The 13211-nt window shown below is 40.0% G+C and carries 14 protein-coding genes; 7 read left to right on the top strand and 7 right to left on the bottom strand.

Features of this window, described 5'->3' with window-relative positions; genetic code table 11:
* The first annotated feature begins 22 nt into the window (after positions 1-22).
* The 3 genes from xrtY (at position 23) to OQ267_RS14545 (ending at position 2010) form a co-directional block, all read left to right on the top strand.
* Positions 23-607: an exosortase Y gene (gene xrtY, locus OQ267_RS14555; protein ID WP_088300139.1), complete on the top strand. Its 585-nt coding sequence runs from the start codon at positions 23-25 to the stop codon at positions 605-607.
* A 26-nt stretch (positions 608-633) separates the two neighbouring features.
* Positions 634-1185 (top strand): WcaF family extracellular polysaccharide biosynthesis acetyltransferase, encoded by a 552-nt coding sequence (locus OQ267_RS14550; protein WP_088300141.1) that lies wholly within the window; start codon positions 634-636, stop codon positions 1183-1185.
* A gap of 315 nt (positions 1186-1500) precedes the next feature.
* Positions 1501-2010, top strand: coding sequence for an RNA polymerase sigma factor (locus OQ267_RS14545; RefSeq protein ID WP_088300142.1), 510 nt, complete (start codon positions 1501-1503; stop codon positions 2008-2010).
* A gap of 76 nt (positions 2011-2086) precedes the next feature.
* Here OQ267_RS14545 and OQ267_RS14540 read toward each other — a convergent pair whose 3' ends face one another.
* Positions 2087-2326, bottom strand: coding sequence for a hypothetical protein (locus OQ267_RS14540; protein ID WP_265818880.1), 240 nt, complete (start codon positions 2324-2326; stop codon positions 2087-2089).
* A gap of 270 nt (positions 2327-2596) precedes the next feature.
* On the opposite strand from OQ267_RS14540, the gene OQ267_RS14535 reads away from it, so the two are divergent.
* Positions 2597-3397 carry a murein L,D-transpeptidase catalytic domain family protein gene (locus OQ267_RS14535; protein WP_265836505.1) on the top strand — a complete coding sequence of 267 codons (801 nt, stop codon included), beginning with the start codon at positions 2597-2599 and terminating at the stop codon, positions 3395-3397.
* Here the strand turns inward: OQ267_RS14535 and OQ267_RS14530 are convergent.
* Positions 3394-4926 (bottom strand): L,D-transpeptidase family protein, encoded by a 1533-nt coding sequence (locus tag OQ267_RS14530; RefSeq protein WP_265836504.1) that lies wholly within the window; start codon positions 4924-4926, stop codon positions 3394-3396. The two genes, OQ267_RS14535 and OQ267_RS14530, sit on opposite strands and share 4 nt — an antisense overlap.
* A gap of 250 nt (positions 4927-5176) precedes the next feature.
* Here OQ267_RS14530 and OQ267_RS14525 point away from each other — a divergent pair, with 250 nt between their 5' ends.
* Complete coding sequence (locus tag OQ267_RS14525) at positions 5177-5347, top strand: hypothetical protein (protein WP_172406444.1); 171 nt, start codon at positions 5177-5179, stop codon at positions 5345-5347.
* A 56-nt stretch (positions 5348-5403) separates the two neighbouring features.
* Entirely contained in the window at positions 5404-5589 is a 186-nt protein-coding gene (locus tag OQ267_RS14520) for a hypothetical protein (protein ID WP_088300150.1), read from the top strand.
* 78 nt (positions 5590-5667) lie between these two features.
* Here OQ267_RS14520 and OQ267_RS14515 read toward each other — a convergent pair whose 3' ends face one another.
* The 3 genes from OQ267_RS14515 to OQ267_RS14505 form a co-directional block, all read right to left on the bottom strand.
* Positions 5668-5958: a hypothetical protein gene (locus OQ267_RS14515; RefSeq protein ID WP_265836503.1), complete on the bottom strand. Its 291-nt coding sequence runs from the start codon at positions 5956-5958 to the stop codon at positions 5668-5670.
* 101 nt (positions 5959-6059) lie between these two features.
* Positions 6060-8255: a catalase gene (locus OQ267_RS14510; protein ID WP_265836501.1), complete on the bottom strand. Its 2196-nt coding sequence runs from the start codon at positions 8253-8255 to the stop codon at positions 6060-6062.
* 11 nt (positions 8256-8266) lie between these two features.
* A complete protein-coding gene (locus OQ267_RS14505; RefSeq protein WP_265836500.1) occupies positions 8267-8821 on the bottom strand; it encodes a ferritin-like domain-containing protein in 555 nt (184 codons plus the stop codon).
* Between the two features lie 268 nt (positions 8822-9089).
* On the opposite strand from OQ267_RS14505, the gene OQ267_RS14500 reads away from it, so the two are divergent.
* A complete protein-coding gene (locus OQ267_RS14500; RefSeq protein WP_265836499.1) occupies positions 9090-9566 on the top strand; it encodes an ankyrin repeat domain-containing protein in 477 nt (158 codons plus the stop codon).
* Positions 9567-9842: 276 nt separating this feature from the next.
* Here the strand turns inward: OQ267_RS14500 and OQ267_RS14495 are convergent, their stop codons facing one another.
* Together OQ267_RS14495 and OQ267_RS14490 are read right to left on the bottom strand one after the other, a co-directional pair.
* On the bottom strand, positions 9843-11696 hold the full coding sequence (locus tag OQ267_RS14495) for an alkaline phosphatase (protein ID WP_265836498.1): 1854 nt from the start codon (positions 11694-11696) through the stop codon (positions 9843-9845).
* Positions 11690-13210, bottom strand: a complete 1521-nt coding sequence (locus OQ267_RS14490; RefSeq protein WP_265836496.1) for a RagB/SusD family nutrient uptake outer membrane protein — start codon at positions 13208-13210, stop codon at positions 11690-11692. The genes OQ267_RS14495 and OQ267_RS14490 overlap by 7 nt, the downstream gene beginning before the upstream one ends.
* Position 13211: the final 1 nt, after the last annotated feature.

The following is a 13211-nucleotide window of genomic DNA, read 5'->3' as shown; positions in this document are numbered from 1 at the left end:
TCTCACCTAGTTATAGCTCAAGATGCAAAGCCAAAAAATTACAACAGATAAAAAAGCGGCTAATAAAAAAGCCATCCAGTTTATTATTACCTTATTTGTACTGTATATTTTTTTCAGTCAGGGTAACCTGTTCATGTTTAGCGTGATGACACCTACCGGGCGTTATTACAATCCATACATTGCTGAACATTTTGATTATATTCAGGGTCTGAAAACTGCATTGATTAATCCAGCCGTATGGATAATCAAGTTATTTGGCTTTTATGCCATTCATAATGAAATGGATGTTTTAATCATTAACGGTCCGTATTTAAGAATAAACTATTCTTGCCTGGGTTTAGGAGTAATGAGTTTTCTGACTGCTTTTGTACTCGCCTATCCGGCATCTTGGAAAGCTACCTTTAAAATGCTTTTTTTAGGTATAATAACCATTTATATACTGAATATCTTGAGAATTGCAGGACTAGGGCTATTATTTGGTTTATTTCAAAGCCAGCGCAATTATTTTGAGTATCACCATGAAATCTTCAATGTTATCGTTTATATCATCATATTTGTGATGCTTTACATCTGGATCAAAAAGAACACTACAAAAGTTAGGCTTTAGGAAAAATTATCATTAACCATAAAAAATTGCTAAAAACACAGTTACAGAAAGATTTTGATACCGGTCATTTTCAGATTGGTGCTTCAGTTTTGAAGCAATTGCTATGGTATTTTACGGATGTGTTTTTCTTTAGAAGTAAGCTTATTCCATTCAGCACTGTGCTCGTTTTTTTATTAAGGGCATTTGGTGCAAAAATTGGCAGGGAGGTCCGCATTAAACCAGGCATACAAATCAAATATCCCTGGAAACTGGAAATTGGTGATTATTCCTGGCTGGCAGATTGTTATATAGAAAACCTGGATTGGGTAAAGATTGGTAACCATTGTTGCATTTCACAGCAGGCCATGCTCATGACCGGTAACCATAATTATAAAAAAACAACTTTTGATTTAATGATATCGCCCATCATTTTAGAAGATGGGGTATGGATTGGTGCAAGGGCGACAGTATGTCCGGGTTTGAAATTACATAGCCATTCCATATTAAGTATGGCTGGTGTGGCTGTAAGCAATCTTGACGCTTATGGCATTTATCAGGGAAATCCTGCTGTAAAAATAAGAGACCGGATAATTCTTTAAATATGAATTATTTATTAAATTTCTTAAGCCACTTTGTGGCTTTTTTTGTTGGTGATCATCTTTCAGGTGTTTTAATTCATCCAGTATTTTAGCTACCTGAAGCACCGATTCGAAGAAAAGTTAACCTATACTGATAAAAATCTAATACAGAATACGAACAGATATATTACTGTTGCTGAAAAAGTACCTGTACAAGCTGAGTATATCTACCCGTTTTTACCTCATTAAGGCAATTCTGCCCGTTATTTAAAAACCCTCCTGAAAGCTTTAGTGTTGTTTCCACAATCACCCTTGTTAAACCTTAACTGTTTACCTATGACAGAAAATGAATTTTCCATCAGCGTTAAAACACATGCTAAATCGCTGATCTCGCATGCGTTAAAATTTACCAAGGACCTCGATGATGCGAATGATCTTGTTCAGGATACACTCGTTAAAGCCACCCGGTTTGCTTACCGGTGCGATTATGAAACCAATACTAAAGTCTGGCTTTTTGTAATCATGCGAAATACCTTCATTAACAATTACCACAAAGGTGTTAGGCACAGAAGTAGAATTGTTCGGGAAGATGAGATATCCTCAAATCAGATGGCTTACAGTGCAACTACCAATGGTGCTGAAACCAGTTTTGCAATGGATGATATTAAAAAAGCATTGAACAGCCTTCCGGCCATGTATTCCGTGCCATTTATACGGTATTTTGAAGGCTATAAATATCAGGAAATTGCCGATGAACTGAATTTACCACTCGGAACCGTTAAAACTTATATCCATCATGCCAGGTTAAGGTTAAAAAAATTGCTTAAGCAGTATAAAAACAACTGAGCCTGTTTAACTCAAACCTAACCGGTCATCCTGAAAATTTCAGGATGACCGGTTTTATTTCCGGGTGTTAGAACTTTTAAAGCACAATATCAGCTATTTCAGCAGCTGAAGCGCCCGCATTTCCCCTGGGTGTATTTTCATTGTAAGAAGCCTCCAGGTGATTCAGGTATATTTTTAAATTCTGAATCTTCACATTTACCGCATCCTGCTGTTCAACAGAATGTTCAGGAGCGCCATCCATGGCATTGAGTACATCCACAGAATAATCCATAAAATCCTTCAGATTCTCGGATAAGAGTTCTTTCTTTTCTATCATTTTAATTTTGTTTGTAGAAATAACAGGAAGAACAGCAAAAGGTTCAGGTTAAATTTAAAGGCTGGAAGTTGCCGGCACTAAAGAACAGAATTAATGCTTCATTGATGATTTAAAAAGTGATTTTTCAGACAAATTCATACACTTGATACACATTAAATGTTTGCCGTTAATTTGCATTTAACGTAACATTTTTGTATCTTTATGTTCAACCAAAAAGAAAAAGCCTATTCATCAAGACCTACTTAAATCATTATTATAATCGTATAGCCTATGAGAAATTATGTTTTGGGAGTCTCCGGTCTTTTATTAATTGCCACTTGCTCATTGTTTACCGCATGGAAAAATGATGATGCCAAACAAGCAGGTAAGCGGTTTTCATCCGAAAACACTTTGGAGACAGCCTATATTCATCATGCAAGATCACTTTATCAATCTGCACATTTAAAAGATTCAGGACTTTCTTTTCCTGTATTTGAAAAAGCCTTAACTGGTTACTATAATTTGAAAAAAGCTGGCTTGCTTTCTGATCATGCCCTTTTAAGCATCGCTGATTTTGATCAGCCAAGCACCAGTAAAAGATTGTATGTATTAAATGTTGACCAAAGGGATGTGGTGCTCAATACCTGGGTAGCGCATGGACAGCGAAGTGGTGAAAATCAGGCTGTAACTTTTTCCAACCAGAATGATTCATTTGCGAGCAGCATTGGTTTTTTCGTTACCGGCGAAGAATATCATGGTACACATGGCCGATCCTTAAAACTGGATGGCATGGACCCGGGTTTTAATGATAATGCCAGGCTCCGTTCTATCGTGATTCATGGTGCGCCATACGTTAGTGAAGGTACTATAGCAGCTTTAGGACGATTGGGCAGAAGCCAGGGTTGCCCTGCTGTGGCTCCCGAGCTGGCTGATCCGCTTATTTCTTCCCTTGGTGAAGGTAGTGTACTTTTCATCAATAAATCTTCTGAGCGGTATGCTTCTACCTTTCTTAATGAAGAAAGTGCCTATCTGGCGATGATGCCTGAAATTAATGATACGCCGCTTTATGGCAACATTTCCAATATGGATTAAATTTTAATGAGATGCGTATACAACACGGCATCCAATCCATAAATATCCTTTGCAAATTTCAGTTTTCCTTCAGTATTCTGCCAGCAGGTATAATAGCTGAGATACACTGGAATTTGCTTTGAAAGTGAGATATTTTCGGCTTTTGGGTCTTTACTGACCATACCTGTACTGATCCTGTCGAATTTTTTTCCTGTACCAAAAAGTGCTCTTGCTAGTTCAAGAGGCTGTTCTACCCGAACACAGCCATGGCTCACCGCCCTTACAGGCTGATTAAAAGCCGCTTTTGCGGGCGTGTCATGCAAATACACACTACTTTGGTTATTAAACAGGAATTTGATTTTACCCAATGAATTATCATCCCCCGGACGTTGTTTAAAAGTATAGGTTTTTCCAACATCGGCAGCAGACCAGTCAATAGTTTCCGGGTCTTCGACCAGTTTTCCCTTATAAAACACATCAATATTTTTATTACCTAAATAATAACGATCTTTTGCTGCGTATTTAACAATTTTATTGGTTGCAATACTTTCCGGAATATTCCAAACCGGATTTACCTGAACGCTATGGATCATACTTTTTAGCTGTGGTGTTTCACGGTTGAAAGGCCTGTCTTTTTCAAGGTCATTGTCATCAAATTCTGTTAATGATGGGGCAATATTCTGGTTCCGCCCCTCTCCTACACATACTTTCATGGTTAAAGCAGCTTTTCCATTTTCGATGACATGAAGCTTAAATTCAGGAATGTTTACCCAAACGTACTTATCCTCGGCCGGGATATTCTTCCAGCGTAAACGTTCAAGATTTACCGCAATGAGGCGTTTGCTTTCTTCAGCAGAGCATCCCGGAGCAAGCACCTCTTGTTTCAGCGCCTGCTGCAGCATTTTATAATCTGCTCCTGCCGGCTGGATGCTGTCCAGAAAGAAGGCCAGATTTTTAGTTTGATAAGGTTTGATAAAACTTAATGAATCTGGTCTTTTTGTTTTGGTATAATATTGCGCATAAATGCGACGCGGACTTACCTTTCCAAATTCTATCGCCTGACTATAAGCTGTAATGGAATGGCTGGCGGCAAGTTCTAGTTCTATCAACGCCTGGTAGGCTGCATCCAGGTTATTTATATTGGTTTGCTGGTGGATTTTTGCGAGTGTTGATTTAAATTCCGAAACCTTAAATGTTTCCGGGGATAAACCATGATCTCCAGCCCGGGAAATGATTTCAGTAGCCTTTAACAATCCGCTATCCGGAAAATATTTCGTCACTAATACCGGTTCATAATTGTTGGCTGCGTATATAGCTTCAGTAAATTTAGGGTTTTGAAGTGTTTTCGCACGACTGGCTATGGCTGATTTTAGCTTCTGACCGAATTGCTCCATATCTACCTGACTGAAAATCTTATTACCGGTTTCTTTAGCCAGCTGCGCACCAATTTGTGATTTATTTTTCTTGCAACTTTGTAATATAGTTAAACTGAATATAATCAGCAGGAATATGCCCAACAGCCCGGGCCTTCTAAATTTCAATAAATACATAGCCTATATAATCTGATTTTCAGGCGATTTGTTTTATCAATTTCTTATCTGACTGACGACTAAATCATTGCATTAATTATGATATCCATGAAGTATAAAATAGCCAAAGGATATAATGCATTTTACCAAATTGACGAAGTTTTCTTTTCAAAAAGCTTATTTAGTCAGAAGTTCATTAAATCTTCATTTGATATGTAGAATTTTATGGAACAATTAACAACGTTTATAAATCGATAATTCAACAAGCAAAATGAAAGCAATAAAAATTTTAATGATCGCCCTTGTAGCTGCCTTTACTGTAAATACAGTTAGCGCACAAACAAAAACTCCTGCAAAAGCAAAAGCTGATACAGCACAGGTTAAAAAAGTAAAAAAAGAGCATGGCAAACACAAAGCCAAAAAAGCGGAAGTAAAAAAATAGTAATTAATATTTAATCTGCAATTAATCAGATTTATTCATCCATAATTAAAAACAACATGAAAGCAATTAAAATTTTAATGATCGCCCTAGTAGCAGCTTTTACTGTAAATACAGTTAGCGCACAAACTAAAACTCCTGCAAAAGCAAAAGCTGATACAACACAGGTTAAAAAAGTAAAAAAAGCACATGGTAAACATGCCGCAAAAAAAGCTGAGGCTAAAAAAGCTGAAGCTAAAAACTAATACCAATCACAAATGAAACCTACAAAGGGGTTGCCTTGAACTTTAAGGCAGCCCCTTTGTGATTTAAATAGTTGTGACCTAATTTAACGGCAGCTCACCCAAGCCTTCCAAAAACCATCCTGAATGGTATTTAAACGTTACTTCCTCTTCTCCAGATTTACGAACTACCTTTGAAGTAAAATCATGTGCGATTTCCTTTTTACTTTCTAAAACTGCTTTAGCTAAAAGGGCAAACTCATCCAGGTTTAAGCCATCTTCGATTACAAAATAAGGCTCTCCAGCTTCTGTCCAGCGGGTCTCTACCAATCCTTCTTCAAATTTTTTCTGTTGTTCTTCAGTCAATTGAGGAACATGGTTTTGATTATCCATATACTGTTAATTATTTAATTAATAAATCTTCTGCGAAATGCATAAGACAAAAAAAGACCGGCTTTGCGCCGGTCTTAGTATTTTAATACCTGGCTTATAAATTAAGCCGGAATTTTCCTAGGCACTTCCCTATCCCAGAATCTGTGCATCGCAATCATTTGTGCAAACAGATCTGTTAAAGCAGAAAGATCATCGGATACAATAATACCTTCGCTAAGTACGGTTTCAGCAGAATATTCTGCCGGAAGTTTTTTATGGAAATAACCAGCCTCCAATACTTGAATGGCAGCAGCATCAGCAGCAATCGCCTTGCAATGCTTAAAGGCTTCATTCAGGAAATGTACCGCATTGGCTTCAGCTTCTAAACTGGCTACACTGTTGGTTCCTCCCGGAACATACACGGCATCATAAAGTACAGATGCAGCAGTTAGAAAACTTTCATCTACCTGGATGTGCTGATCTTCTGCTGAAATAATCTCACCCAATTTAGGCGCAATAATATGAACCACTGCACCTTTTGCCACAAGTGCATCTTTTACCGTGCTTAATGATTTTCCATCAACTCCATCTGCAGCCAGGATAGCAATTTTTCTGGTTACAATAGAATCCTTGATGGTATTGGCCATGCTTAAAGCTTCTGACTTAGCCAACGATCCTTCTTTTTTCTCAGATGCATAATCTTCAGGATCAGCATCTGCAGGAACACTTCCATTGATTTCGGCAAGTGGAATCTCAGGCACATGTAAACCTAGCGAATAGGCAACGGCAGCAGCCAGACCTTTATCAATGTGTGCTAAAACACCCAGCATACGCTCACGGATAGGTACCATTTTCACCTTACCCAACTCAAAACAAAGGGCATCAATCAAGTGATTTTTTTCAGGGTCAGACTGGCTATCGAAAAATAATTTTGCCTGAGAAAAATGATCGAAGAAACTTTTGCTTCTGGCCCGTATCTTTCTGGCATCGATGCGTTCATTATAACTGGTAAAACCTCCATTTGCAGCAGCAGTTTGCTGTGGATCATTTGCCGCAATGGCATTTGGTCCGTAACTGGTTTTGCCACGATTAATGGTCTGGCGCATGTAGCCATCACGCTGGTTATTATGTACTGCTATCACCGGACGGTTAATCGGGATTTCATGAAAATTTGGTCCACCCAAGCGGATCAATTGCGTATCGGTATAAGAAAATAATCTGCCTTGCAACAGGGGATCATTGGTAAAATCAATTCCGGGAACGACGTGACCAATATGATAAGCCACCTGTTCTGTTTCTGAAAAGAAATTATCGGGATTGCGGTTCAATGTCATTTTACCGATTCTTTGCACAGGAACCAACTCTTCCGGTATCAATTTGGTAGAATCTAACAAGTCAAATTCAAATTTAAATTCATCTTCTTCCGGTATAATCTGAACACCCAATTCCCATTCAGGGAAAGCACCGGCCTCAATGGCATCCCAAAGATCTCTTCTATGAAAATCAGGATCTTTTCCGGAGATATTCTGGGCTTCATCCCAGGCTACTGCATGCACGCCCAAGAGAGGTTTCCAATGAAATTTAACAAAACTCGCTACGCCGGAAGCATTCACGAACCTGAAAGTATGCACGCCAAAGCCTTCCATCATACGGTAACTTCTGGGTAAAGCGCGATCGCTCATGGCCCACATAATCATATGTGCAGATTCAGGAAGCTGAGAAATAAAATCCCAAAAAGTATCATGGGCAGATGCGGCCTGAGGCATTTCATTATCGGGTTCAGGTTTTACCGCATGGATCAGATCCGGAAACTTAATGGCATCCTGAATAAAGAAGACTGGCATGTTGTTTCCAACCAGATCGAAATTTCCTTCCTGGGTATAAAACTTAACGGCAAATCCCCTTACATCCCGGGCAAGATCCGTTGATCCTCTTGATCCGGCTACCGTAGAAAACCTTACAAATACAGGTGTTTCTGCACCCGGATCACAAAGAAATGCTGCCCGTGTTACTTCAGACATGTCTTCATACACTTTAAATACACCGTGGGCGGCTGATCCCCTCGCATGAACGACACGTTCTGGAATACGCTCATGATCAAAATGCGTAATTTTTTCCCTCAGGATAAAATCTTCCAGCAGGGTTGCGCCCCTATCGCCAGCTTTTAATGAATTCTGATCGTCACTGATTTTCACCCCATGATTGGTGGTCATCTGCTGTCCGGTACTATCGGCCACAAATTCTTCCAGCTTAGTGGTTTTATCGTTTTCAACCTGAGCAGGTTTAGTGCTATTATTATTTACTGATTTCTTCGCCATCCTATTTTCTTTTAAGCTTCCTCAGCTGCTTTATAATTGATTTCGTTGCCTGCGATATCCGAAAGTTTCGAATCCGCATTTTTCTCTTCAGAAAGTGTTTCTTCCAAAAGATCGCCAACTTCTGTTAAACCCAAAGTGGTAGCCAGTTGAATTAAACCACTATAAGATGCAATTTCATAGTGTTCTACTTTTTGTGAGGCCAGAATAATGCCTACATCACGGGTGGCCGTACCTGGTTCTGTTTCTTCCACAATGCCTTCACCCTCTTTGGTAATCCCTTCCATGGCATCACATTTCTTTGCAATGGCCTTTTCTCCCAGCAATTCAAAAACCTGTTCTAATCTGGCTACATGTGTTTTTGTTTCTTCCAGGTGAGATTCAAGTGCAGAAACAAGTTCCGGGGCAGTAGCGGCAGAAATCATTTTTGGTAACGCTTTCACCAGGTGATTTTCTGCCCAATATAGGTCGCGGATACCGTCGGTAAAAAGTTCCTGAAGCGCTGAAGAAGAATCTTTAGTGGTTTTAGTACTCAACTTTGGTTCAGTACCGCTTTCCTGTTTTTTCATATTGATGTTTTGTTTAAGTTGATATTGGTGACTATACTGCATAGATGGATCAGAAATTATCTCTGGTTCCGTTTCTGCAACAAGTCGTTTTAAGAGAACCCATGCCAACACGAAATAGTTTTAAGAGTTTTAAGCAATAAATGTTTTTCTTTCGCAGGGATACCAAGTTAAAATCTCGATTCTCCACGCTAAAACAAGATGCTGATCAAAAGCATCAAATAAACTGTTCATTATCCAAACTTTGACAGGATAATATGGTTTTGATTGCATGGAAAATATCGACCAGTTGATGATACCCGCCGCAAGAAAAGGCGAAATGGAAGTTTTAGCAGAACTGATTCGCAGAAATGCCAATGTAAATGCACGCGATGAAAAAGGATATACGCCACTAATTATTGCCTGTTACAATAACCAGCTAGCTGCCGCGAAGGCACTGCTTGATGCCGGAGCAGATATTAATGCCGCCGATGATGGTGGCAATACAGCGCTCATGGGTGTAAGCTTTAAAGGTTATATTGAAATTGCCAGGTTATTAATTGAACGTGGTGCAAAGCTCGACCTCCAGCATGGTAATGGTGGAACAGCACTGATGTTTGCCAGCATGTTCGGACGGAACGACATATTGCAATTATTACTTTCCAGCGGAGCCAATGTAGAAATAACTGATTTTCGCGGGCAAACCGCAGCAGATCTGGCTGCCATGCAAAGGAATGAAGAAGGACTAAAATTGTTAAATGCATCCTAACCTCATCCTGAATTTAAGTCTGGATCTACATCATTGTTAATTTTAAAGGTGCTGAATCAGGTTCAGCATGACGAGTAATGGTCGTTATTTACGTCATCAGATAAGCGGCACGGTGACGATTAATACATTATTTATCGATAAAAAAGATTGCGTCGTCGGCAGAAAAAGCCTTCTCGCAATAACGGAGATATTGGAGAAAAAGTTAAAGAATTAACCAACAGCGTTGTCAACTCCCTCCCATAAAATAAGGAGGGGAGTTGATGCTACAATTATTAATTATTTTACACCAAATGCCTGTAAAATTCGCTTACAAATCTCAGTGTTCGGATAAACGCCAGTGAATTTTTGCGATCCCGGGCCGTAGGCAAAAACTGGAACCATGATGTTGGTATGGTCATCACTGCTGAAGTTCCCCCTAACGGTACCCTTTCTATAAGAAGCATCCAGCATGGATAGCCCGCCAGTTTCATGATCTGCCGTCACGATAACCAGTGTTTCCCCATCCTGATCAGCAAATCGCATGGCTTCGCCAACCATCCGGTCAAAATCATGCAGCTCGGTAACCACATAAGGTAAATCGTTTGCATGTCCGCCATGATCAATTTGTGCCCCTTCAGCCATAATAAAGAAACCCTTTTTATTTTTAGATAGCAATTCCATACTTTTTACCAGTGATGTTTTAAGCATTTCTCCCCTACCCTTTAAAACACTTCGGGTAACGGAATCATCTAACAATACCAATTGCCTGCCCGATGTTGCTGTCCTAAATTCACTCAGGTTATTTTGCAACTGGTAACCTTTGGCCTTTAGTTTCTGCATTAAACTGGCATCCTTATTTTCTAAAAAGCTTTTACGATTTGAACCAATTAACACATCAACCGGACTGTTCTGAAAATCGGCTGCAATATCCTGCGACATGGTTCGTTCGATCTGATGCGCATAAAATGCTGCCGGAGTGGCATCAGTGATATCTCCACTGGTGATGATAGCCGTTTTCATGCCAAGTGGTGCTAAAATTTCAGGAATAGATGATAAAGGCTTACCATTTACATCCATACTGATGTAACGATTGTTGGTTTTCTGTCCGGTGGCCATCGCCGTAGCACCCGCCGCAGAATCAGTAAAATCAGAATTGGAAGCCTCTGTGCGAGAAAGGCCAATATGCTGGATATTCATCATATTGAGTTGTCCGAAATTGGCACTTAAACCCGCCTGAATTTGAGCCAGTCCCATGCCATCTCCGATTAAAAGAATCACATTTTTAACCTTTTTAGGTAAACCGTCATTTTTATATGTGGGTTGATAGGGCTGATACTTTTTGGTATTGGTGTACTCCAGCTTATCTCTGTTTTTATAAAACTCGCCTAAAACAGTCGGCCGATCTGTTCCAATCCAGTCTGCTCCCATTTGCTCCAATTCTTTCCAGCTATTCGGACTATCTTTTGTGGCCCAAAAACGAAAGGGCTTGCCCATCCGGTGTGCTTCAGCAATCACATTTTTCATCTTCTGCAAATCAGGTGGTGTTGGTGTACCCTTTCCATTCCATACGGAAAAATACGAAAGATCATCACTGATCATCCCGATATGCTTCAACTGTTCATCAGTATAATTCCTCCCCGGACGACCGTCAAAAAATATCATTTGCGGATATTGGCTAAACTGATCAGCAGGTGGCACATCACCACTCATTACAATTTTAATGGCAGATGGATTTTTAGACTGATCAAACACAGATTCATAACCTTTCAGCTGTTTAATCAAGGTGGCAAGCACATGCGGGTAATCTTCCTTAATATCAATTACCAGCTGAAGTTTTTGTGTAGCACTGGCGTAAGGTTGATTTCCGTTTTCCTTAAACAAGGCAACCAGCGGGTCGAGGTAAATCTTTTTTAAGGTTTTGCCCGGCTTAATCTCGTTGCTTTCATGCGCTACATAAAGTTCTCCTTCGCGATAGAAAACATCAGCTTCAATGGAGCCCATCCCTGCGTAATAAGCCTGAAGTAAGGGGATTTGCTGTTTATAATCATTGTGACTATGACCATTATTGGCGGTCAGTTTCCGCTGTGCAGAAACTGACTGAATACCAAAAATGATGAACAATAAACAAATGAGTTGAGTGCTCTTTACCATCCCGGGTTTTGTTTAATTACGCCTGAACTGTTATCAATTTCTCTTTGCGGAACGGCCCATACATCATGAACCTGTGGGTTAAACATTCTGGCCGGCCAGATAACCGAACCATCATAGTCATGAAGTGGTTTGGCATAGGTGGCTTGTGCATCTCCCCAACGCACCAAATCGCGGTGGCGATCGGCCCATTCGCCGGCCAATTCATTCCGGCGCTCACGCTTTAAATCAGTCATGGTCATTCCGGTTTTGGATGCCAGACCGGCCCTTACCCTGATTCTGTTTAGTTCGGTATCGCCTGCACCAGCGCCATTTAAATTAATTGCTGCCTCAGCTTTAATCAAAAGGACTTCAGCAAAACGCATTAAAGGCACATTTAAATCTGTTGTTCCATTATCGCCATTTGGGTTAACGTGGGTAGGAATGGGATTGGCATAACTAAAAGGCTCCATATACTTTTTAAACTGGTAATTTGAAGTGGCACCACCATCTTTGGTAAAACTCCGCTCGGCACCAAAAAACATAAATTTATCACCTGGTTTTAAAATTGTAGCTTCACGACGCTGATCTCCTGTTTCAAAAGAATCATAAAGTTCTTTTGTAGGCAGGTAATAGCCCCAGCCATTATAAATTCCCCAGGCTTTGTTAGTCAGCATTACACCTGGCAATTTACTACCCCAGCCTGTGCCACCACCGTTTGGCGTACATACTACCGACCAAATGTATTCTTTAGACCAATTATTTGAAGCTTTAAATACATCAGCAAAGTTAGACAGCAAATCATGCTGACCAGAGCCAATGACCATATCAGCATATTTTGCTGCGTTTGCATAATCTTTCTTAAACAGATATACTTTTGATAAATATGCCCAGGCAGCCGTTTTGTGTGCTTTGCCATAATCAGCGGATTTCATTGCTGAAAAATTAGGCAAATTATCTGCGGCTTTCAATAATAATGAAATGATGTAGTCATAGTTCTCTGTTACATTTTTTGCCCTTGGGATGGCTACAGATGCATCAGCATCCGGAGTTACAATGGGTACGCCAGCTTTATCATTACCATAATTAGCCGCCAGTTGAAAATAAACCAGTCCGGCATTAAAATAAGCATCACCAATAATCTGTTTTTTTAATGTTTCATCCATGGCGATGGCTGGTACATGGGTAATGATGTCGTTTGCCCTTTTAATAATGGCATAACGCATGCTCCATTGCGATTCGGTATAACCACCGCCTACATAACTCCGGTTAAAGTTTTTGATATTATCTGCTTCTGGCTTATTTCTACCCGTAACCATATCATCGCTGGCATTGATAAACCAGAACATGCCACGACCATAAAAATCTTCTGCATTATAATTTTCATACATTCCGGCTTCGGCCTTCATGGCATCTTCCTTTGTTTTCCAGAAATTTTGCGCAGACGGAGATCCCTCTGGTGTGATATCCAGTTGCTTGGTGCACGAGGCGAAAGCTGCAATAACAATCAGTGCCAGGTATTTTATATTCGTTTTCATT

Origin of the sequence: Pedobacter sp. MR22-3 (assembly GCF_026240075.1) — a bacterium.
Classification (GTDB): domain Bacteria; phylum Bacteroidota; class Bacteroidia; order Sphingobacteriales; family Sphingobacteriaceae; genus Pedobacter.
Note: the sequence above shows the minus strand (reverse complement) of the source record. Positions and strands in the feature narration are given on the sequence as shown.

Bases quoted from the DNA above. Each gene is read 5' to 3' on its own strand.
- OQ267_RS14525 (WP_172406444.1), top strand. From the start codon at position 5,177: ATGAAAGCAATAAAAATTTTAATGATCGCCCTTGTAGCTGCCTTTACT.
- OQ267_RS14505 (WP_265836500.1), bottom strand. From the start codon at position 8,821: ATGAAAAAACAGGAAAGCGGTACTGAACCAAAGTTGAGTACTAAAACC.
- OQ267_RS14520 (WP_088300150.1), top strand. From the start codon at position 5,404: ATGAAAGCAATTAAAATTTTAATGATCGCCCTAGTAGCAGCTTTTACT.
- OQ267_RS14495 (WP_265836498.1), bottom strand. From the start codon at position 11,696: ATGGTAAAGAGCACTCAACTCATTTGTTTATTGTTCATCATTTTTGGT.
- OQ267_RS14530 (WP_265836504.1), bottom strand. From the start codon at position 4,926: ATGTATTTATTGAAATTTAGAAGGCCCGGGCTGTTGGGCATATTCCTG.
- OQ267_RS14515 (WP_265836503.1), bottom strand. From the start codon at position 5,958: ATGGATAATCAAAACCATGTTCCTCAATTGACTGAAGAACAACAGAAA.
- xrtY (WP_088300139.1), top strand. From the start codon at position 23: ATGCAAAGCCAAAAAATTACAACAGATAAAAAAGCGGCTAATAAAAAA.
- OQ267_RS14545 (WP_088300142.1), top strand. From the start codon at position 1,501: ATGACAGAAAATGAATTTTCCATCAGCGTTAAAACACATGCTAAATCG.
- OQ267_RS14535 (WP_265836505.1), top strand. From the start codon at position 2,597: ATGAGAAATTATGTTTTGGGAGTCTCCGGTCTTTTATTAATTGCCACT.
- OQ267_RS14500 (WP_265836499.1), top strand. From the start codon at position 9,090: ATGGAAAATATCGACCAGTTGATGATACCCGCCGCAAGAAAAGGCGAA.
- OQ267_RS14490 (WP_265836496.1), bottom strand. From the start codon at position 13,210: ATGAAAACGAATATAAAATACCTGGCACTGATTGTTATTGCAGCTTTC.
- OQ267_RS14540 (WP_265818880.1), bottom strand. From the start codon at position 2,326: ATGATAGAAAAGAAAGAACTCTTATCCGAGAATCTGAAGGATTTTATG.
- OQ267_RS14510 (WP_265836501.1), bottom strand. From the start codon at position 8,255: ATGGCGAAGAAATCAGTAAATAATAATAGCACTAAACCTGCTCAGGTT.